Source organism: Peribacillus sedimenti (genome assembly GCF_046237635.1).
In the GTDB taxonomy this organism is placed as follows: Bacteria; Bacillota; Bacilli; order Bacillales; family DSM-1321; genus Peribacillus; species Peribacillus sedimenti.
This window is the reverse complement of sequence record NZ_CP143547.1, coordinates 1201150-1221690: the sequence shown is the minus strand read 5'-3', so window position 1 is coordinate 1221690 and position 20541 is coordinate 1201150. Positions and strand designations below refer to the sequence as shown.

The following is a 20541-nucleotide window of genomic DNA, read 5'->3' as shown; positions in this document are numbered from 1 at the left end:
TTCTAAGATTTACGAATAAAACTTAAAGCGATGTAAAACATGCATAATTAAAAGACACCGCTATCACATATTTCCATTCTTATCAAACTATCGCAAATTCCATGAAAATTTTATATCTTCTAGTTTTTTAACTTTTTCTAAATCTAATTTCCCTTGTTTATACACTTTCCTTTGTCTGCTTACCCATGCACCTAGCTCTTTATAATCTTTACTCGACTGTGGAACATTACAATTTCCATATTTCATCTCATATTCTTTTAATTCATTATACATTTTCATCCATTGATTCTCATACACATTCCATATGAAGCCCAAACTTGATAACTTTATTATTTCTTCATTAGTTAACTTACCCTTTTGGTGCTTAAAACGTTGTTGATGTACCCAATCACCAAGAGAACTATAGTCCTTATTTGACCTCAACACAAGACAGTCTCCAAATTGTTCCTTATATACTTTTAGCTCTCTATACATCTCTTCCCATTTACTAATATTAGGCTCCCAACTAAAATCTATCTCTTGTAACTTGTTATATCTCCCATCGCTTAATGTTCCTAATTTATAATTCCTTCTTTGAACTAGCACCCATAATGCCAGTTCCCTGTAACTCTTAGACTTGTTTGGAACTAAACAATCACCATATACTTCTTTGTATTCAACCAAACTTTTATACATTTTATCCCAATTATCGTACAACACATCCCATGAAAAGCCGATACTATCCAATTTTGCAATTCTTTGTTCTGACAATTTTCCCTTCTTCCGAGTTGCTCTTTGAGTTGTCATCCAACTATTTAACTTTTCATCCAAAATTTGTTCAACGTCTATACTATTAATACAACTGCTAAGTTGCTTGAACATTCTATCCCAGTTGTCAGTTTTCACATCCCATATAAAGCCAATCTCCTCTAACTTATTTTTTCTTTCAAAGCTTAATGTTCCTTTTTTGTTTGAATTACGCTGATTTTGTACCCACTGAATTAATTCTTTTTTGTTTCCCTTCGTAACATTACCATTGTTGTTTTTCATTTCCTCCACGAGTTCACTAAAGTACTTATCCCATATGTATTGATTGTTATCCCACACAAATCCAATGTCATTCAATTTTGTTACCTTGTTAATATCTAACGTTTTATTTTTATAATGGTTTCTCTGTGTTCGTACCCATATTCCCAAAGACTTATAATCAATGGAATGTTTAGGTACTAAACAATGTCCGTATTTACTAATATAATCAAGAAGTATTGTATACATTTGCTCCCAATACTCATCGTGTGTATTCCACACAAATCCAATGCTATTAAGCGTATCGACTTTTTCCTTATTCAATTTCCCATTCTTAAAAGATTTTCTTATACCTGATACCCATTCTCCTAAACCTACATATTCCTTATCTTCTTTTGAAACTTGACAGTGACCTTTACGTGATTTATATTCATAAAGTTGTTTTAATCTAATATCCCAGTTTTGAATTAATCTTTCTTCAATATAACTAAATAATTCCAAAGCTTTCTTTGTTTCATCATAGATAGTAAAATTAATTTCATTATTTTTTAAGCCCAAACATTTTCTTTGATTGTGTATTTTCTCATTAGCTTCTTTCAAATCATATAAAAAATTTCCACTTTTTATACTGTTGAAATTATTAACCAAATCAAAAATTATTGGGTTAGTTCTGCTCCCTACTTGAATTGCTCGACCAATTTGTTGATAAAATACCGTAGGTGAAATAGTATTCCTAAGTAGGATAACCCCTGAGATATCTTTTATATGTAGTCCCTCATTTATCATATCTATTGAGAAAAGTAAATGAATGACTTCTTTTAGATTACTATTTTTAAATTCTTCTAATTCAATTTGGTTGTAAGGCTCTCCGCTAATTACCCTATATTTTTTTACTCTTTTTCCAATGCCAGCTTTTTGAAACCAGCTTTCAACTAACCATTCCATTTCATATAAATGCTCTTTGTCTTTACAAAAAACAATGAACTTATGAGTCCCCTTTGGTATGTGTTTCTTTAAGATATTAGGTATGCCTTTACTTTTTTCCCATTTTTCATTAAACGTATCAATTTGTTTTAACAATATATCCTTTTCCTCATCTGTGTTAAAACTGCCTTTTATTTTTGCTTCAGTTATTAACATTTCCTTCTCCAATGTATACAAGGCAGATATATATTTGGGCATAGGTAAAATTTTACTAACAATCGCTTCAGCTAAACTTAAGCTTACCGCTTCATTCTTATTAAAAAGTTCATCCGACATATCTCTATTTTCATCTAGATAACGAATAGGAGTGGCGGAAGTTCCGAGTATTTTAACATCATTAAATACTTCCAGTATCCTCTTAACCCCCCTTCCCCATTTTACTGCTCCACAACGGTGAAACTCGTCCAAAATTATTAAAGAAGGGTTTAGTTCTTTAATCTCCTCATCTGTTAAATAGATAGCTTTAGAATATGTAATATACTTTGTAGATTTAGAAGCCCATAAAGCATTATTCTTTATTTGACTTAAAATATATTTTGATGGAGCTAAAACCAATTTATTTTTACTCGTTGCATCAGCAAGTGTTTTAATTATTAAAAAGCTTTTCCCCGTCCCAGTGGCTTGGACGGCTACTACTCTATTGGATACAGTCCACTTCTTGCATATTTCTCTGTAAGCTAGTTTATTATGTGCATAAAGTTGAATCTCAGGCTTCTTAATATCTAAAGGAGAATAATTTCTTATTAGATTTTCGATATATGACCATTCTTCTAGACGCATATTAAACTTGGATAGCTCGTGTGCATTCTTTACAAATCCACTAATTGAAATTAACAAAAATTGGTTACAACAATATTCATTACTTGCTTCATCTTCGAATTTGATTAATTCGCTTTTAGTTTGTTCCAAATTTAATGGACTTTTATGATTCTTTACTTGAATTATTATTGAAACTGTTGTTGGTTCATCTGGATGATATAATAAGATATCCCCACCTTTATCACCTCTTTTACCACTCCGATAGGTTAACCAACCATTCCCCTTATAGAGTTCCTCGACATAGTGTTCAAATATATCCCCTTTAATATTTTTAGGTAAATTCTCTAGTAGCTGTTTGATTTTTGTTATGTTTCTAGAATGCGTGAGTTGCATAAGTTCGTTCCTAATGTTAATATCCATTTCTCCTCCTATTATTTACATACATTAAAGTCGGCTAGTTAATTTAGTTGTTCATAGTATTTAATACTTATGTTGCAGGGACAAAATACCCTGCAGGCATATTGCTATAAAAAATATTTAAAATGGTGAAATTATACCCCCTACCTAATAGGTCTGTTTTAAGAGTGTGTTTAAATAAAGGTTACCTAATGCCCTCACGATCCAACAATCTATAGATAGTACCCGTACCGACTTTAAAGGTTGTACGAATATCATTAATAGATTTCCCTTGCATATATGCTTCAATTATTGCTTTCATTCTTTGTTCTTCTTTTCCGCCTTCCACTAACTTTGTTTTCCTCCCTTTGAATTTACCTTGACTTTTGGCAATCTCAATTCCTTCCTTTTGTCGTTGCTTAATCATTTTACGTTCAAACTGTGCTAGGCCAGAGAAAATAGTGAATAGAAATTCACTCATAGGATTGTCATCAGATAAGTCCAACCATTTATCCGTTATTGATTTAAGTCCTGCTCCTTTACTCTGAATGACTTCAACAATTGTTAATAAGTCTTTTGTGGAACGGGATAAGCGACTTATTTCATGAATGATTACCGTATCACCCGCTTCAAGTTCCTCTAACATTCTCTGCAGTTCTGGTCGTTCCATTGAAGCTCCACTTAGCTTTTCAATATAAAACTCTGTACATCCTGCTTCTTTCAATGATTTTTTTTGTCGTGCAATGTTTTGACCTTCACTACTTACCCTTATGTATCCGATTGTTCTCATTTTGAACCACTCCATTACCGTTATTTATGATTAATTTTACTAATTAATACGGTAATAGTAAAACGGTAATATTTTACGCCCTTAAAACCCCTTATATTACTAGGTTTTCTAATTCGCCTGTTCATTACCGTTTAAGTGTAGTCTATCGGTAATAAGATAATAATTCTCCTATAACCGGTGTATATCGAGCAACAGCAATAGTATAGTTGTCTTATAACTACCTAACTAGAGAATATTTTGTACTGGTGAATATAGGAGGAGATTGGCAGTGACATATTTTATTTATGATGATAAGAAGCATTCAATTTCAAACTTCAAAAATATGGAGAAAAGGTGTACCTGTGACACTGACCACTATACATTAATAGAAAATCCAATATCTATAATATTAAAAGAGGGGAAAGTACCAACCGTATTTAAGACCACAACAAATGAGCCATATTCAGATAAGAAATATCGAAGTAGAGCCATTAGTTACAAAGGTTGCATATGTGAACTAGATAAAATTAGTGAAAGCTATACAATATATGGTGCCAGACACCCATCCCAATATAACTGGGGTACATTAGAAGTAAATAAGGAAACTGAAAAAAGAGTGCATAGTCGTTTACCTGCTGAAAAATATTTAAAATGGACGAATTGGACAAAGAAGTAAAAAGGAATAAAAGAACTGAGGGAATTAAAACAGATCCTTTTTAACAAGATAGCTAAGTCCTCTTCTTGAACTTCCTGTTTGTTGAATAATTTCACACGTAAAAACATTGTCAATTAAGCGTATTATCTAACGTTCACACGGTAGCATTTTTCACTCCGATTGCGGGAGTGGTAGAGCATTAACATTAATGATTTAACAATTATTTATGTATGGTTAAAAGCTCCCCCAAAGTGTCCTGTTAAGGAACAACTGTAGGACATGTTATAATTTTCTTAGGTTTTCCTTTTTATAAACATTGGCATATAGATTTCATCTTATTTGGAGGTACGTAATGAAGGCTCAAGAGGAGTTTTTGATTAGATTTCTAGATGGTGCAAATAAAAACTTTGTTATACCTGTCTATCAAAGAAACTATGAATGGAACAACTTTACAACGATTTAATTTCTATCGTAAATGATGACTACAGAACTCATTTTCTTGGGTCTGTTGTACATTTATATAACCAATATGGACGATCGAGTAATACCGAATTTCTTATAATTGATGGTCAACAAAGATTAACAACCGTAACATTATTACTTCTAGCAATCCACAACGTAATTATTCAAGAGAGTATTACTATTGAAACGCCTAGTTTGGCCGAAAAAATTATGGAAGTTTACCTGATTAATAAGTGGTCTAATGAGAAAGAAAAAAAGATTAGATTAAAACCTATAAAGGATGACCACCAAGCATTTATACGGCTTTTTGATTCCACATTACAAGTAATAGAGGATTCAAATATAACCGAAAATTACCGTTACTTTTATAATAGAATATTAAAACAAGAGATTACAGTTGATAGTCTATTTAGGGCAATAGAACATCTCATGATAGTTGAAATTGAATTACAACCAAATGATGACCCACAATTAATATTTGAAAGCCTGAACTCAACTGGTCTAGATTTGACTGAAGCTGATAAAGTCCGAAATTTTATTCTTATGAAGAAGGAACTTTCTGAGCAAGAACTCTTGTACAATAAATATTGGAATAATATAGAAAAAAACACAAATTATGATGTTAGTTCATTCATCAGACACTATTTAACATTCAAGGAACGAAAGATTCCTAATATAAATAAATTATTCAAAGAGTTTAAGAGATATGTAACAATAAAGAACATTGACTTAGTAGAACTACTAAATGAACTGCTTGTGTATTCTAAATATTACGATTACATCATTAATGCAAACTCTTCAAATGAAAAGTTTAACCAAGTTATGAAAAGGCTTAATAACCTGGAAAACTATACAGTTTATCCATTTTTACTTGAGTTATATAATGATTACTCATATGGATTAATAAATGAAGAAGAACTTGTAGTTGTTTTAGAAAATATTGAGAGTTATGTTTTTAGACGTCTTATTTGCAGTATTCCAACCAATACGCTAAATAAGACATTCATGTCATTAGGAAGAGAAATTAAACGTTTTGAAGATTATACAGAGAACTATTTCTCTATTTTTCAGTACCTCTTAATTAATAAAGATGGAAATCAAAGATTTCCAAATGATATAGAATTTAAAGAAGCATTCAAAAATAGGGATATATATAATTTTAAAGCTAAAAATAAGACCTATTTGTTTGAGCGATTAGAGAATTATGGACATAAAGAGAAGGTAAAGGTTGAAGAACTCATTTCCGAAAATATCATTAATATTGAACATATTATGCCTAGAAAGCTTACTCCCCAATGGATTGACGAATTAGGTATAAATTATCAAGAAGTTCACGATAAATATCTCCATACTATAGGTAACTTAACTTTAACAGGATATAATTCTTCCTTGAGTAACCGAACATTTAAGGAAAAAAAGGAAATGGAAAATGGGTATAATGACAGTAAACTAACGCTAAATAAATACCTTAGAACGATTAATACTTGGGGAGAAAAGGAAATTCTAAACCGAGCAGAAAGTCTTAGTATTATCGCTGAAGAAATTTGGGGGTATCCCTTAACAAATTACGAAAGAAAAATTGATAATGAATTAATATATTCTATTGTAGATGAATCGAAGGATTTTACAGGTCAAAGGATCGATGCTTATCTATTGGGAGACAAAAAATTTGAAGTGGATTCTTGGAGAGATTTTTCAGTAAGTGTTCTCAACATCCTAAATGACCATGATTCAGTCAAATTGAGAAAAATTATTCAATCTCGTTCACAGTACAATAACCTTCTTACAAATAATATTAGCTTTCATCAAATGGATCTAAGAAAACCTATAGAGGTTTTTCAAGGTGTTTATTTAGAAGGAAACTCTAATACAAAAACCCTTTTACAAATCCTTAAGCAATTAATTGAAGTAATGGATTATCAAGAAGAAGAAATCTTTATTGTATTAAAATCTTGAATAGAACTAATTAAAGCACTTGATGTCTCCAAGTGCTTTAATTTATGTGAATTTCTAAACTTTATAGTATATTGAGATATAAGTATTTAAGTGGTTACTACCTACCGCTTAGTAAATGCAAAATGCTCTAAAGAGTGTCTCTATTTCCGTTCAATTACCTTTTCTAAAATAATCCGCCTTTCAAACCCCCCTCTCTCTTCTTTTTTGCTCTCTTTAATACTTTTTACTTTATCCATATCAAGATTGAATATGGTAACAAGCCCATCAATAACTTCTAAAATATCAGCTAATTCCTCTTCTATCGGTGTTTCTTTAAATTCTTCTAACTCTTCGATTAACTTATCCATTAACATTTGTTTTGCTTCATTCTCTGTTGCAATATAAGTTATAGGTTCTTTGTTTCCTTTGAAAATAATACTAGGGATATTATCTCTCACTAACTTGTTATAAACCTTTTCCATATTTTTTGAACCCCCTATCTTACTTAATGGTACGTAAAATAAACAATGCTTGCTATATCTTCCGAGGTTTGGAAAGTTGTCTATTGTCCCCAAAATGTGCTTCTCTATGGCAATTTGGACATAGAGCCATAGCATTTTCAATGGTATCCTCTCCACCTAACGCTAACGGGATAACATGATGGACTTCTAGATAAGGTGTACCATTACTCGCCCGAACAAAAGGTGCATCATTTCCGCAAAACTCACACACGCCATCCGCTCTATCTAAAACTTCGGCTACAACGTCTGGATTTCTTTTAAAATTTGTAGTTACTACTTTTATAATTCCTGGTGTTTTCGGTGCTATTTTAAGTCTTTGCTTTCTTCCAGCCACATCGGATAAGGATTTAACCACTTTTTCAGTAAAGTCTCTCTCATACTCTATTTCATTGACTGGATTATCAACTTTATATATATCAACCTTTTTTAAGGTGAACCACATAGAATTGTCTGGCTCAATAGTATAAGTAACAAACTCAAAGATGCCTGATAGAGTACAAATCGTACCTTCTTTGATAAATACATAAATAGGTATATTCTTTACCTTAGAAGAAAGTATTGCTTTATTAACTTCATACTCTGTACTAAACTTATTTTTAAGGCTATAAAAATAATATTTTAATACTTCATTTTGAACTAACCATTCATTTTTATACTTTCCGTTTTCGAGCGTAGCTTTTATAAATATTGCTTTCAATTCTGGATTACCAGGAATTTTATAAATACCAGATTGAACATCATAGGTTTTTGAAAAAATCGCAATATCCCAAGAACTATATTGTTTACCAATTGTAAAATCAGATAAAGTTGTAACTTCATCCAGGTAATTATTAAATTCATGTTGAAATTCGACATATAAATCCTCATAAGTCTTAAGTCCAAGTTTCTTTAACTCATCATAGACTAACCTTTCCCCTTTTGCAGGTACATTAGAAAATTTACTGAGATAATTGTATATATCACCTATTTTTTTCATTTTACTTATAACAGTTTTTGACCTTTGCACCTTATTTTTAATAGATTTATCTAAAGTTGGGTGGTTAAGTGCTGGATTATGTACCTCATTTAGAACATAATTAATTGCTTCAGTAATCACTCTTGTTCCTCCAGAATTGTAGTATTCTTTAGAGTTAAATATTATTTATAGATTAATAAATTCCGTATGAAAGTTTTATAAAAGGGGTCTGATACTGGATTATAACCATGTATACCTTTCCACGGAGATAAAACTAATTTAGCATGCTCATATATGTTATCTACAGTTACTCTTCTTTGTTTTGGTGTATTACCGAGCTGTGCTTTAAGTTTATTACTAATTGGATGGTTACTCTTAATAAAATACTCATTTCTCTCAATAAGTTTTACTATATAGTGTTTATCTGGTAAATTGTCACTCTTTTGCAGGTTACAGAAACCATGTGATAATACTAAGTTCCAAATGTCATCATGATTGATAAGTTGTCGAGGTATCACATGGTCAACATGCACATCATCATCAACCATTATTTCTCCACAATAGAAACAAACGTTGTTTTGATACCCGTTTAGAACAGAGCGATTTTTTGTTATATCAGTTCTTTCATACCCATTAACTAAATATAATTTTCTAATGTCATTCACGAGCTCACTATTGGTTCTTTTTATTTCAAAAGCACTTTCAAGTAAATCCCAACGAGCATTTAATTCATTCTGCAATTCAATATTTTTTCTGTCTGAAAAAATGTCAAACACTTTATCAAAGATAACTAAGCCTTTATCAGTTTTTTCATAAAAACTTACTGGCATTTTTAAACTATCTACTGTATGAAACCTATCAATAACATCATTAAAAGCTTCTCTTTCAACTTTCTCTATTGCTTGGCTTCTTGATAGTTTTCCAATATTGAACGAGTTTACTATACGTTCCATAGCAGTTTGTCTGTTAGGAGTTGCTAACTGTGGTTTCCCATTCTTTAAACGCTCTTTATACATGTCAAAAAAGTCTTCTGCTAATTCGTTCATTGACACGAAGTTTTTTTGTTCCTGAGAAAAACGAATTAATGACTGTCCTAAAGCTATTTTGTAAGTTGCTTGATTTAATCCATAAAGTATTATAGTCCTCCAATAGTCTTCTTTATTAAAGTCATTTACATTCAAAAGAACTTCCTCCAAAGAATTGCTTAAATTTATCGGTTATAATTTTATCATAGATATTTCCAAACGACTTTAAATTTTGACAAGGCTAAAAACAAAGGGAATATGTGTGCAAAAGAAAAATAGACACCCTTTTTTGAGTGCCTACATTGTGTTCTCATCAGAAATTTCTATCAGTAGTTTAAATATAAGTTTATTGAACAAAATTAATTATTTTTCACTAACTTTAATTGTGTGTCTACATTGTAAATATTATTATTAGCATCTAAAACTTTATATCCTAGTAATTGATAAGATTTTATTTTTGATGCAGGTTCTGGATACACAGTTTCATTTGAACCCCCTACAGATTGTCCATTCATTAAAGTATTAGGTATTATAATATTATCAACTAAACTTTGTCCATTTTCAAATTCTAACTTTACATTTAATTCCATTGTCTGTACTGGTATTGGAGAATTATTTTTTATTTGATAAGAATAATAAACTCCTCCAGCACTATCAATTTCTCCAGTTGGAGTAACGTTTAAAACAAAATCATCAATTTTAAATGGAGGATTTTCAATAACTCCAGACATTCTATTAGAATCATTTACATCAATCTTCTTTAATTGTAAATCGGCAACATAAAGGACGCCATTAGCATCTAAAACTTTATATCCTAGTAATTGATAAGATTTTATTTTTGATGCAGGTTCTGGATACACAGTTTCATTTGAACCCCCTACAGATTGTCCATTCATTAAAGTATTAGGTATTATAATATTATCAACTAAACTTTGTCCATTTTCAAATTCTAAATTTATATTTAATTCCATTACCTGTACTGGTATTGGAGAATTATTTTTTATTTGATAAGAATAATAAACTCCTCCAGCACTGTCAATTTCTCCAGTTGGAGTAACGTTTAAAACAAAATCATCAATTTTAAATGGAATCTTCTGTTTTTCTTCGCTTTTTATATTTTTATTTTCTGTGCTAACCTCTACTTTCTGCCCGTTTGAGCCTTGTGTGGATTCGGAACCTTCTGTAGACTTAGAACTTTCTGTAGATTTAGAACCATTAGTAGAAGAAGAACATCCTCCCATAAATAAAGTAAAACTAAAAAGAATAATTAAAATAATAAAAACATTATACTTTTTCATCAAAAACTACACCCCCGTAAATATTTCTAATATATGTCAATTTTACCATTTCCATTTAATACAGTGTGAAAATATATAGAAAATATCTTAATATTCATAGGTAAAAGAGCGTAAAGTTTCATAGATAAATTATGTATAATTTTGTTAATCTATATTTATCAGTCTTCAGATACAAATTATTTAATCCGCTATAATTAAAAGGCTTTTATGTTTAAAATATGTTCCGCTCTTTATGATTTACACGATAGAAAATGCTTTATAGAGGTATTTCTGAATGTTTTTTTAATCGTAATCATATTTTTAACACAAATGGAGGGATAAAACACATCACATCATAATGTACCAAATCCATGATAATAAAATTCAAATTTCTTCAGGAATAAACCCCATCAGACATGGGGGTTTATTCCTTTCACTTTATGTTTGAAATGCTAAATTGGGCATTTATGTTTGTGTTTTGATTAAGGAATAATCGTGTTTAAATGAAGTTTTATGTTTAAGGGGATTTGTGTTGTGTTTACGATGCGTGTGGGTCGCACCTTTGTGTTAGAGAGAGGTTTACTATTTCCGACTAAATTCATAGAAGACTAGTAGCTTTTCCCACAATGGGACATACTCTTTAAATGCCTTTAACTGCTTAATGTGTTTGCTACCTGTTGGATTATCTTGTCTGGTGGTCGCCAATTCAAGTGACTTTTCGCCAAACAACTTCTTGAAGTTAGCAATGATAGCTATTAATCTTTCTTCATTTAATTCATGCTCATCCTGTAATTGACCCTTTTTATTAAGTTTGTCAATGAATTTCTCAATCTGCTTATCAGATGCTTGTACAACACAGGCATGTGTTTCATATAGATATTTAAAGCCCATCGCTTCAAGTTCTGCATCTAATTCCTTCTTATAAGCAATTACATCTTTGTTTTTTGTCTTCCAACCTACCTCATCAAGAGATACATTGTGCTTAGTTGATAGGTCACGCTTTAGATTTGCGACCTTTTCAATCTCACCATCTGTTAGTTCTCTGTGGTTTAACTCGTTACCCTTGTCATCTTCACCAACAGGACATCCAAACATTGATTTGTTATGAATGATAATTCCTGCACCTGCTAATTTTTCAAATGTAGATGATAAGTTTCTCTTCAAGCGTTTCAATTCAAGACTTGTGAATTGCTCTAACACCTCAATATCTGATTGAGTAATTACTATATTTTTTTCATCATTGTACTGTTTCATCAACTGTGCTATATGGCTCTTACGTACATCCTCAGACCAACCTGCTTTGCCTAATCTTGAATCAATTAAACGCAATGCAATCAACCATCTGGTAAGCGACATGTTTATCATTTTGTTCTTACAGTTATCTAAGATGAATTTTAGAGTAGCGTTATGAAGTTCATAACCATAAATCATTTGCCCTTGACCACAATTGTCATAGTTTAAAAACTGTTTACGGTCAATTTCTTCATCTAACTTGTCTGCCAATTTATAACCTTTTCCTCGACCCATATCCTCAACGACACCCCATTTTGTTTTAGCTGTTGTGATAGTTGAATCTTTATGACCACCAAGCTTTTTATACTTTGCAAAATACTCCTTGCATTTATCTGTTCCAAACATCTCAGCAAATTCTGCTGTTGTTACAATCAATTCATTATTCATTATTTAACTTTCCTTTCAAATTTTGTTTAGGATAGGAACTCGCTTACTATATATTTTATAGTTATTTATCAAGCAAGTTCCTATCTTGAAGTATTGGTCTTGCACTTTGCCACCATCTCTGCGAAATGCTCGCAATTACTGCGAAATGCTCGCAATTACTGCGTAAATGCTCTCATTTCTTCGACCTCGCCCAAAGTGCCAAAGGCGTGATATGTATGATAATGATTTTGTTGTATTAAAAAATTACTCACCAACACATCCGATCAGTCTAAGTCATATCAGCGACTTTTTGCTTCGTGTCGCAACACGTTGAACAAGTTGATATTAGCGAAGCGGGACAACTTGTTTAACGTGCTTCTACAAAAGAAGAACTTGCGAAGCAAGTTGCAGGCGTAATTAAATCTAAATTTCTGTTTCCTCCCTTACATCATTTTTTTGTTCTAGAAAACAAAAAAAACACAAATAACCTCTTTTAGAGAGGAAAATTTGTGTTTGGGTTGTTTCAAATTTATTAGCGTTTATTAAGCTTTAAATGTTATATAGTTTAGTCAGTTAGCTGACTATAATTATATTATACCACAAATAATGTAAAAAGTCAAAAAACATGCTATATAACTATTGACATTAATATAAAACAGTGTTAAACACTTTCACCCATTCAATCTATATACGACATCCATTTTATGTGTAAATATGGGGCGAAGCCCACCGAACGAAGTGAGGTCTAAGCGGAGCAACGGAGTAGCTACCGAAAGTGTTTACAAATTCATTAGCGAGCTTGTTGTTGATGTAATTTCCAAATTTTTATCTGTTTGTATAAAAGAACTGAATTTCAATTATTATTCTATATTTTTCCAGATTATAGAATTAGTAAGGTTATACATAAACCACTCTATTAATGACATTTACTTCATTTATTCTTATTGAACTCTCAGTCGTTAGACCAATAAAAATATGTCTATAAAGCAGTTATTGGTTACTTTTTGATAAAATCACAATTTTAACTTGGTTGGTATTCCTTGATTAACAATTTTTTTAACTCATCGATGGACAAAACATCATCTTTACTTCTATGTATCATTCTATGGCAATTCGAGCAAACAGGAAGTAAATCTGTTTCTGGATTTATCGCTACTTCTTGTTTAACAGTTCCTAAAGGGTTCACATGATGAACTTCAATAAAGTCTTTCCCTCGGTCACCATAAACCTTTTCAAAATTAAAACCACACACATAACAGTCAAAACCATGAAGTTCTAATGCTCTTGCTCTGTTTTGTGGATTCCGTTCATATCGTTTACCATAATACTCAGTTATCTTTCCATCCTTTTGGAGTGGTTCACCTGTTTCGTCAGCAATTTCTGAATCTATATCCATTCCAACTTGTGTGATAAAAAGGTCAAATTTGGAAGACTGTTTATTCCAAAGATTATGCAATTCTTCTGCATGCTCTTCTGCTAATAAGTAGTTTGTTTGCTGTCGAAGTCTTAAAATTAATAACTCCTTTAAGGTTTCATGTTCGAGAATTGAAATGCGATTAACAAATCCATTTTCTAATCTCACCTCTTGTACTTCCAACTTTACAGCTAAGTAATCATTGTCCCAATCGTCTGTATACCAATAGTTTTGAGTTTCTTCACTTTCAGTATGATTAGCGGGTAATTCGACTACTCTAGTTTTAGCTAAAATACCTCCAGTACCACGATTACCTCCGTCAGAACGCCACAAAAAGACTACATCATCGATATTTATCTGACTTTCAAAATGTTCTTGTCTTAATGACCACCAGATATATTTATTATTTTTTACGTAATTATCAATATCAAAAACTTTGGGATTCCCTTGAAATATCCACGTTTTAACTTGTTCTTTTTTCTTTGTTATAGGCTTATCTGTTAACTCAAAACCATATTCCTGTAATCGCTCTCTTACTATTTGTTTTTCTTCAACACTAAATAAATTTGCGTACTCTGGTGAAAGAACTAAGGCTTCAACTGTTAAATCCAATCTACCTAATTCCCATAAGCTAGTGAATCCATCCGAAGGAGTATTATTCTTTATAAATTTCTTTGCGACATTCAGACCACCTTGATTCGCAACCATGTTTCTAAATCTGGAAGCATTGTACCCTATTTTTTTGGCATTATCATAAATTTGTAACATTGCTTTATGGAAGTCTACTTCAAGTTGGTTCGCGACTGACATAAAATGTTATCCCCCTCCATTTAATGATTTATTAAGTTAACTATATTGTAACAATTTGTCACTTTTTCTCATAGGGATTGTAATATAAATCGTTGAATGTCATTTCTATAAAACTTAATGAGGTGATTAGTATGCGAGAACCAAACGTTATTTTTGATAACGACTTATTAGAAGGCACAGAAATCGAATCTGTTATAATTAGCCCTCTGAAGCCTGATATAGGTATTACTATCCTTTCTTCAGTAAACAGGTTCACTAACAAGAAGCTGGTTTATCTCTATTCTATTAGCTGGAATAAGTATGAAAATGCGTTTACTGTATTTGATGAACTACAAACCTTTTCATTCAATGACCATGTCTATACTTACCACTTCATTTGAAACCTCCCTGAGATGTCTGCTTTGGAATTAATCTTATGTATGAATAGTACGCAACAATCTTGAGTTACGCACCCAATAAATAAGAATAAACCACTTTTTAAGAGTGGTTTTTCTTATACATTATTATCGTTTTTTCTATCTCTTAGACTTTCTAACAAATATACTCTGTAACTTGGAATAATGATTATAATGCTTTCACAATTGATAACGAACTGCATGCGTTTAGTTTTAAAGACCACACGCAAGCTTTATAATTCATTAGTAATCTACCTGATACGTCTGCTATTGAACTTATGTTTTTAATCAATACTCCTTATGTCTAGGGTCTTCTTTGAAAATTACAAATAAAGACACCATTGAATGGTGTCTAATGTTTTATCATCTCCTATTAAATTTATACACTTTCCAGTTAGATTTCGAATTCTCTTTCATTAAGTACAGCTTTCCTGTATATGCATTTCTTATCTCATCTCTGTACCAATACTGAGAAATAATTAAATATTGTTTACCATTTTTATCATAATACGTTATAGTTGGTGGCTTAGTGTAACTACTCTTTGTCCATATGTAGTGCATGGTGTAGTAATTGAAATCAGAAGCTCTATATTCATACGTTTTATTTCCATATTTGTCTTTTCTGTATTCCATGACATCGGTTTTAAAATAACCATCAATAAACGAAGTTGTGTAACCTTGAGACATGCGAGCATAAAGTTGATTTTTGGTAAACTCTCCTTTTACAGCTTCTTGCTCAATTTTATTTATTCTATCGACTATTTTCTTTGCATTGATAGCAGACATTTTAGTATAAAACCTTAAATACTGGTTGGATATATATGCTTTCTTGTTATTATAAATTATCTCAGACCAACCATTTTTGGTTTGAGAATAAACAGTCACTTTTGCATTGTTTTTTAATGAGCCTACTATTTTATATTTGTTACCTGCTCCACTGCGAACACTTAGCCTTCCACTAGAAACATCTACAAATGCAGTTTTAACTTCTGCTGAATTTTTTTTCCTTAGTTCTTTTAATTCCATCATTACATTTCCATCAGAATCTTGACGAATTAGACCCACACCATTTGCATAAAAGTTATTAAAAATAACTTCTTCATAAACTCCCTCTACTTCAATAACATTTTTAAAAGTTCCAGCAGGAGTTTTAACCGTTCTACTTAATGATTTGACAGTCCACTTGCCACCTTTCATTGTCCAGCTTGTGCCTACTTTCAGGGGATAAGAAACTAGTAAATCACCAGTATTATAAACATCCGAACTATATAACCCTTCTTTTGTTTCTTTTTCCAAAACCTGCCCCTTATACCCACTACTATTATTTAAATTCCATACTTCATACCCTTTTTTAACATTATCTTTCCCTTTATAAATACCATTGTATGTTAATGTCTCCCATTCATTGTTATCACCATAGTAGCGATAAGTGTAGTTTTTCGTCGTATCTCTTAGATAACTAACTTCTGATGCTTCCGTTCTAAATGAAAGCGGTAAGATACTTATTAGCAAAGTAAGTACCATTGTGATTGTAAGCTGTTTCATACGTAATTCCTCCACAATTGGTTATTTATATCACAGAAACGTATCGCCTGTGTTATGTCGAAATTATTACTTCATAAACTTAAGAGTTGGAGAGAAAAAAATTCAATAACTCCATTGGTATCCAATCTTTTTTAATATCATTTGCGAAAAAATTTCCTAACTCAATAAGCATTCCTTCGAACATAATTCCATATTTGGTAGTCTAATAACGTGATGTAATGTGAGAGAGTTCGTTGATAAGTAGTTCAGATATAGTTGCAACAGGCTTTGTGCCTCATTAATCTTTACTTTTCTTTCTAGCACGTTCTTAAGAAAAAGAATAATCATTCTGTCTGGTTTAACCCAATTGTCTTCACCTACAATGTAAAAATAAACGAGTGAAATACCACTCTTCTGACCCTGTATAGCATTTATATCTGTTTCATATTCTTTTTATCATAGAGTTTGTTTACATCCTGTATGTAATTCACATCATATTTTTGTAGTATGTTACAAAAGTTATATACTGCTTCAGCTTTTAAAATTCCATTTCTTGTTGAAGTTCTCTGTATATTTTGGAATACCTTTTGTACATATGTATCCAAACCTAACTCATTAAAGGAGTTCAACTGACTGTTGCTCACTTAAGGTTGGATGCTCTGTTCCTTTTCTCTACTTATTCAAATTGAATAGTCACAATACCTAGCTACTGTATTATTCAGACCTTCATACCTTACACCAATAGAAAAAACGGAATCTATAACGCAAAGCGGTACACTGGTATAATAATACTCTTCAGGAAGCTTTGCTGTTTCAAGTTACAGTATCTTCTTACAATATTCAGCTATTTTATATTCCTCTTTGTTCTATAGGGTGCATGTTTTCATTTCCTTTCTAACTTAGCTTTAACTTCCTATAATACTTTAATCGTATTATGATAGGTATATAGGAGGGATAATATGCCAAGAGGAAATAGACTATTATCGGATGAGGAAATTATTAAGTTATATAAAAGTGGAATGCCTTTTAAGCAACTAGAACCATTGGCCGGGATCGGTGCCAGGGCTATCCGAAACATTATGTACAAACACGGAATAGAAATGAATAGGGAGCCACATTCAGGACAGCCTAGAAGGTACAAAGTTAATGAGAAGTTCTTTTCCGAGTGGACTAATCGAATGGCATGGGTACTAGGTTTGATTATCACTGACGGTCACATTAACCCCAAACACCATCAATTAGGTCTGACTCAAAAGGATGAGAATATTTTAAGGAAAGTAGCAGAATACATGGGTGCCGATTATCGCTTGGGAACGATTAGTAAAACAAGGAAAACCCCTGTTTTAATAATTAATTCAGCTAAGGTGGTACAAGACCTAAATAACTTAGGAGTTTATGCCAGGAAATCTTTAACTGTGGAATTTCCTAAAGCACCTAAGATGTTTCGCCCTTCCTTAGTTCGCGGGGTTATAGACGGGGATGGTTGGGTACACCCTTTAGGTTATGTATTAAACGTTACGTCAGGGAGTTTATTATTTGCTGAAGGACTACTCAGTGTTTTTCAATCATGGGGTTTGCGTTCAGAGATAAGAACTCAAAGTACTCCAAAGGGTAACCCAATCTACCGCATTTGGGTGAGTGGTAAACATGAAGTGGCACGCCTTGCAGAGATTATTTATGAAGATGTAGAACCAGGTGCCTTTGTTATATATAAAAGAGAAAGAATGTCTCAACGCTTATACGGGCAACTTTCGCTTTTTTAAAGTTTAACCTATCGAAGGGTTAGGCTTTTTTCTAGTTTACACCTTGTTTATTGATTTTTTTACATATTTTATCAATAGTACAAGCAATACCAGGGCGATAATGCCATCAAATATAGCTACTCCCTCATATCCCTGCAGGTACCATAAGATACCTGTGTACACATTGAACATCATAACAGAATAAATACACCATTGGTAGCAGTAATTTATCAGACATATTCCGATCCCCCTAGTAGTCGTAATCCGACTCTTGCATCTCCTCAACAATGGATAGACGGTATCCGTTCCCACCAGGCTGAAGAAGTCATGGTTATTGGTTGCAGTCGATAGGCCGTTCAATACGATTGGGTTTACATCGTCTGCAGTATCCGGGAATAAAGGTGGCAGTCCTAGATTCATCAATGCCTTGTTTGCATTGTAACGAAGGAATACCTTTACGTCCTCTGTCCACCCTATTTCATCATATAAGTACTCAGTGTACTTACACTCATTCTCATAGAGTTTGTACAGCATTGGGTAAGGCCATGACTTTAGCTCCTCCTGCTTATCATTAGATAGCCTTTGGTAGCCTAATTTAAACTTATATCCGATGTAGCTTCCGTGTGTCACATACTACTCAAGCTTATAAAGATTTTTTATTAGTAGTTAAAGGAGAAGTCATAAAATCAAAACCGCACAAAATGGTTTAATAATACCAAGTAAAGACAAAAATATTTCTATTAAGTTCATTGCACCTGTAAAAGCATATCCAAACTCGGATTTGAATAACTGGAGCGGAGTATTAATGGTTAAACATGGTAACAAGAAGTTCTTGCTTAGTGGTGATGCAGAACTAAAATCAGAGAATGACATGCTTGCTAAGATACTTATTTCTAAGGTAGATGTATTGAAAGTAAGCCACCACGGAGCAAAGACGGGAACTAGTGCAGGTCTTGTTAATATCGCAAAACCCACATATTCTGCTATTAGTGTAGGAAAGAATGCATACGGTCACCCAACCTCTGAAGTTGTTAAGCGTTTAATTAATGCCAAATCAAAAATCTATAGAACTGATAAGAGTGGAAATATCATCTTCACTTCGAATGGCAAAACAATAACTATAAAGACGGTGAAGTAACAATGAAAAAAGGAATTATAGACCGTTTCGAAGGCGATATTACTGTTATTGAGATTGATGGAGAGACGCAGGATTTTCCGAGAAGTAAGATACCAAAAAATGCAGAAGTCGGCGATGTATTGTTGTTCGATGGTGATAAAATAACTGTTTCAAAAGAGGAGACAGAAAAATTAAGAAAAGAGATAGAAGAGTTAATGAATGATGTTTGGGAGGATTAATTAGGAGAGCGAGAATTTCGCTCTCCTTTTATATTTTCAATAGGTGATGCTGTTCCACTTTCTGCCTTAATTTTAATACATCAGATTCTAAATCTAGTATATGAAGTTTATCATGGCAATTGCTACAGACAGCTATTGCATTATAAATACTATCCTCTCCACCTTTAGATAGCCATATTATATGATGGCAATGCAAATGTGGCTCTCCCTTCTTGTTCATAAAAGGAGCTGGTCTCTCACAAAGTTGGCATATCCCTTTCGACCAGCGTTTTGCATATTCCGTAACGAAAGGATTTCTCTCAAAATTATTTGTAGTAACAGTCCTAGAGGTGGCTTTTTTGCTTGCATGCTTTGCTCTTAGGGCTAGCTCTTCGTCAGATAACTTTTGTGCTAGTTTTTCTCTTGCTTCTTCCTTTGAATCTATTAATCTCTTAGGGAGTCTAAGAGGCTTTTTACCACTTACTAACTCTAAGGGGAAAATCCAAACATTTCTTAATATTTTATCTTCGTCAAATTGTTCATCTTGGTAGGGTTCTCCAACTAACTCCACCTGTCCCATGTATACATACTCTGTAGGTCGCAATACTTCAAATAGATGTACTGCTACATCATTATTATTTGATTCAGCTAATGTTTTATTTTGAGCAAATGAAAGACTTTGGTCACCCTTTTTACCCATACCAGTATAATGAAATAGTTTTCCTATCCATTTATCTTCGTATAGTTTTGTGTGGTCTGAGATGATTACAAGTGTATTAGTTGCATGAGAACGCCTCATACCACCTTGCGTCGAGCATTTAAATACTTCTGCTATCTGGTTATTGTTTAAGATTTGTCCAATTTTAATGTTCGGTTGAAAGACCAAGTTTGTCACTCCACTCTGATTTGAACCCAATAT

The 20541-nt window shown here is 32.3% G+C and carries 17 protein-coding genes; 6 read left to right on the top strand and 11 right to left on the bottom strand.

Annotated elements, in window-relative coordinates; all coding sequences use genetic code 11:
- Positions 1-87: 87 nt before the first annotated feature.
- Both V1500_RS06205 and V1500_RS06200 read right to left on the bottom strand, forming a co-directional pair.
- Positions 88-3168, bottom strand: coding sequence for a Helicase associated domain protein (locus V1500_RS06205; RefSeq protein WP_409304713.1), 3081 nt, complete (start codon positions 3166-3168; stop codon positions 88-90).
- Between the two features lie 181 nt (positions 3169-3349).
- Positions 3350-3934, bottom strand: a complete 585-nt coding sequence (locus V1500_RS06200) for a recombinase family protein (RefSeq protein WP_409304712.1) — start codon at positions 3932-3934, stop codon at positions 3350-3352.
- Positions 3935-4202: 268 nt separating this feature from the next.
- Between V1500_RS06200 and V1500_RS06195 the strand changes: the two genes are divergently transcribed.
- Both V1500_RS06195 and V1500_RS06190 read left to right on the top strand, forming a co-directional pair.
- The gene (locus V1500_RS06195) at positions 4203-4589 is read left to right on the top strand and encodes a hypothetical protein (protein WP_409304711.1); all 387 of its coding nucleotides are present in this window, start codon (positions 4203-4205) and stop codon (positions 4587-4589) included.
- A gap of 417 nt (positions 4590-5006) precedes the next feature.
- On the top strand, positions 5007-6986 hold the full coding sequence (locus tag V1500_RS06190; RefSeq protein ID WP_409304710.1) for a DUF262 domain-containing protein: 1980 nt from the start codon (positions 5007-5009) through the stop codon (positions 6984-6986).
- Positions 6987-7126: 140 nt separating this feature from the next.
- Here the strand turns inward: V1500_RS06190 and V1500_RS06185 are convergent, their stop codons facing one another.
- From V1500_RS06185 to V1500_RS06160, 6 genes are all read right to left on the bottom strand, one after another.
- Positions 7127-7447 carry a phosphoribosyl-ATP pyrophosphohydrolase gene (locus tag V1500_RS06185; RefSeq protein ID WP_409304709.1) on the bottom strand — a complete coding sequence of 107 codons (321 nt, stop codon included), beginning with the start codon at positions 7445-7447 and terminating at the stop codon, positions 7127-7129.
- 52 nt (positions 7448-7499) lie between these two features.
- The gene (locus V1500_RS06180; protein ID WP_409304708.1) at positions 7500-8582 is read right to left on the bottom strand and encodes an HNH endonuclease; all 1083 of its coding nucleotides are present in this window, start codon (positions 8580-8582) and stop codon (positions 7500-7502) included.
- Positions 8583-8623: 41 nt separating this feature from the next.
- A complete protein-coding gene (locus V1500_RS06175) occupies positions 8624-9622 on the bottom strand; it encodes an HNH endonuclease domain-containing protein (protein WP_409304707.1) in 999 nt (332 codons plus the stop codon).
- A gap of 203 nt (positions 9623-9825) precedes the next feature.
- On the bottom strand, positions 9826-10764 hold the full coding sequence (locus V1500_RS06170) for a hypothetical protein (RefSeq protein WP_409304706.1): 939 nt from the start codon (positions 10762-10764) through the stop codon (positions 9826-9828).
- A gap of 561 nt (positions 10765-11325) precedes the next feature.
- The gene (locus V1500_RS06165; RefSeq protein ID WP_409304705.1) at positions 11326-12423 is read right to left on the bottom strand and encodes a hypothetical protein; all 1098 of its coding nucleotides are present in this window, start codon (positions 12421-12423) and stop codon (positions 11326-11328) included.
- Between the two features lie 1000 nt (positions 12424-13423).
- Positions 13424-14626 (bottom strand): EVE domain-containing protein, encoded by a 1203-nt coding sequence (locus tag V1500_RS06160; protein ID WP_409304704.1) that lies wholly within the window; start codon positions 14624-14626, stop codon positions 13424-13426.
- A gap of 131 nt (positions 14627-14757) precedes the next feature.
- Here V1500_RS06160 and V1500_RS06155 point away from each other — a divergent pair, with 131 nt between their 5' ends.
- Positions 14758-15006: a hypothetical protein gene (locus V1500_RS06155; RefSeq protein WP_409304703.1), complete on the top strand. Its 249-nt coding sequence runs from the start codon at positions 14758-14760 to the stop codon at positions 15004-15006.
- Between the two features lie 378 nt (positions 15007-15384).
- Here the strand turns inward: V1500_RS06155 and V1500_RS06150 are convergent, their stop codons facing one another.
- Positions 15385-16566: an SH3 domain-containing protein gene (locus V1500_RS06150; RefSeq protein ID WP_409304702.1), complete on the bottom strand. Its 1182-nt coding sequence runs from the start codon at positions 16564-16566 to the stop codon at positions 15385-15387.
- Positions 16567-17504: 938 nt separating this feature from the next.
- On the opposite strand from V1500_RS06150, the gene V1500_RS06145 reads away from it, so the two are divergent.
- On the top strand, positions 17505-18308 hold the full coding sequence (locus V1500_RS06145) for an LAGLIDADG family homing endonuclease (RefSeq protein WP_409304701.1): 804 nt from the start codon (positions 17505-17507) through the stop codon (positions 18306-18308).
- Positions 18309-18344: 36 nt separating this feature from the next.
- Here V1500_RS06145 and V1500_RS06140 read toward each other — a convergent pair whose 3' ends face one another.
- The gene (locus V1500_RS06140; RefSeq protein WP_409304700.1) at positions 18345-18917 is read right to left on the bottom strand and encodes a ribonucleotide-diphosphate reductase subunit beta; all 573 of its coding nucleotides are present in this window, start codon (positions 18915-18917) and stop codon (positions 18345-18347) included.
- A 175-nt stretch (positions 18918-19092) separates the two neighbouring features.
- Between V1500_RS06140 and V1500_RS06135 the strand changes: the two genes are divergently transcribed.
- Both V1500_RS06135 and V1500_RS06130 read left to right on the top strand, forming a co-directional pair.
- Complete coding sequence (locus tag V1500_RS06135; RefSeq protein ID WP_409304699.1) at positions 19093-19425, top strand: ComEC/Rec2 family competence protein; 333 nt, start codon at positions 19093-19095, stop codon at positions 19423-19425.
- 2 nt (positions 19426-19427) lie between these two features.
- A complete protein-coding gene (locus tag V1500_RS06130; RefSeq protein ID WP_409304698.1) occupies positions 19428-19643 on the top strand; it encodes a DUF3006 domain-containing protein in 216 nt (71 codons plus the stop codon).
- 28 nt (positions 19644-19671) lie between these two features.
- Here the strand turns inward: V1500_RS06130 and V1500_RS06125 are convergent, their stop codons facing one another.
- Positions 19672-20508 (bottom strand): HNH endonuclease, encoded by an 837-nt coding sequence (locus V1500_RS06125; protein WP_409304697.1) that lies wholly within the window; start codon positions 20506-20508, stop codon positions 19672-19674.
- Positions 20509-20541: the final 33 nt, after the last annotated feature.

Coding starts and splice junctions, on each gene's coding strand:
- V1500_RS06170 (WP_409304706.1), bottom strand. CDS start 10,764: ATGAAAAAGTATAATGTTTTTATTATTTTAATTATTCTTTTTAGTTTT.
- V1500_RS06205 (WP_409304713.1), bottom strand. CDS start 3,168: ATGGATATTAACATTAGGAACGAACTTATGCAACTCACGCATTCTAGA.
- V1500_RS06130 (WP_409304698.1), top strand. CDS start 19,428: ATGAAAAAAGGAATTATAGACCGTTTCGAAGGCGATATTACTGTTATT.
- V1500_RS06185 (WP_409304709.1), bottom strand. CDS start 7,447: ATGGAAAAGGTTTATAACAAGTTAGTGAGAGATAATATCCCTAGTATT.
- V1500_RS06160 (WP_409304704.1), bottom strand. CDS start 14,626: ATGTCAGTCGCGAACCAACTTGAAGTAGACTTCCATAAAGCAATGTTA.
- V1500_RS06155 (WP_409304703.1), top strand. CDS start 14,758: ATGCGAGAACCAAACGTTATTTTTGATAACGACTTATTAGAAGGCACA.
- V1500_RS06165 (WP_409304705.1), bottom strand. CDS start 12,423: ATGAATAATGAATTGATTGTAACAACAGCAGAATTTGCTGAGATGTTT.
- V1500_RS06150 (WP_409304702.1), bottom strand. CDS start 16,566: ATGAAACAGCTTACAATCACAATGGTACTTACTTTGCTAATAAGTATC.
- V1500_RS06200 (WP_409304712.1), bottom strand. CDS start 3,934: ATGAGAACAATCGGATACATAAGGGTAAGTAGTGAAGGTCAAAACATT.
- V1500_RS06135 (WP_409304699.1), top strand. CDS start 19,093: ATGGTTAAACATGGTAACAAGAAGTTCTTGCTTAGTGGTGATGCAGAA.
- V1500_RS06145 (WP_409304701.1), top strand. CDS start 17,505: ATGCCAAGAGGAAATAGACTATTATCGGATGAGGAAATTATTAAGTTA.
- V1500_RS06190 (WP_409304710.1), top strand. CDS start 5,007: ATGGAACAACTTTACAACGATTTAATTTCTATCGTAAATGATGACTAC.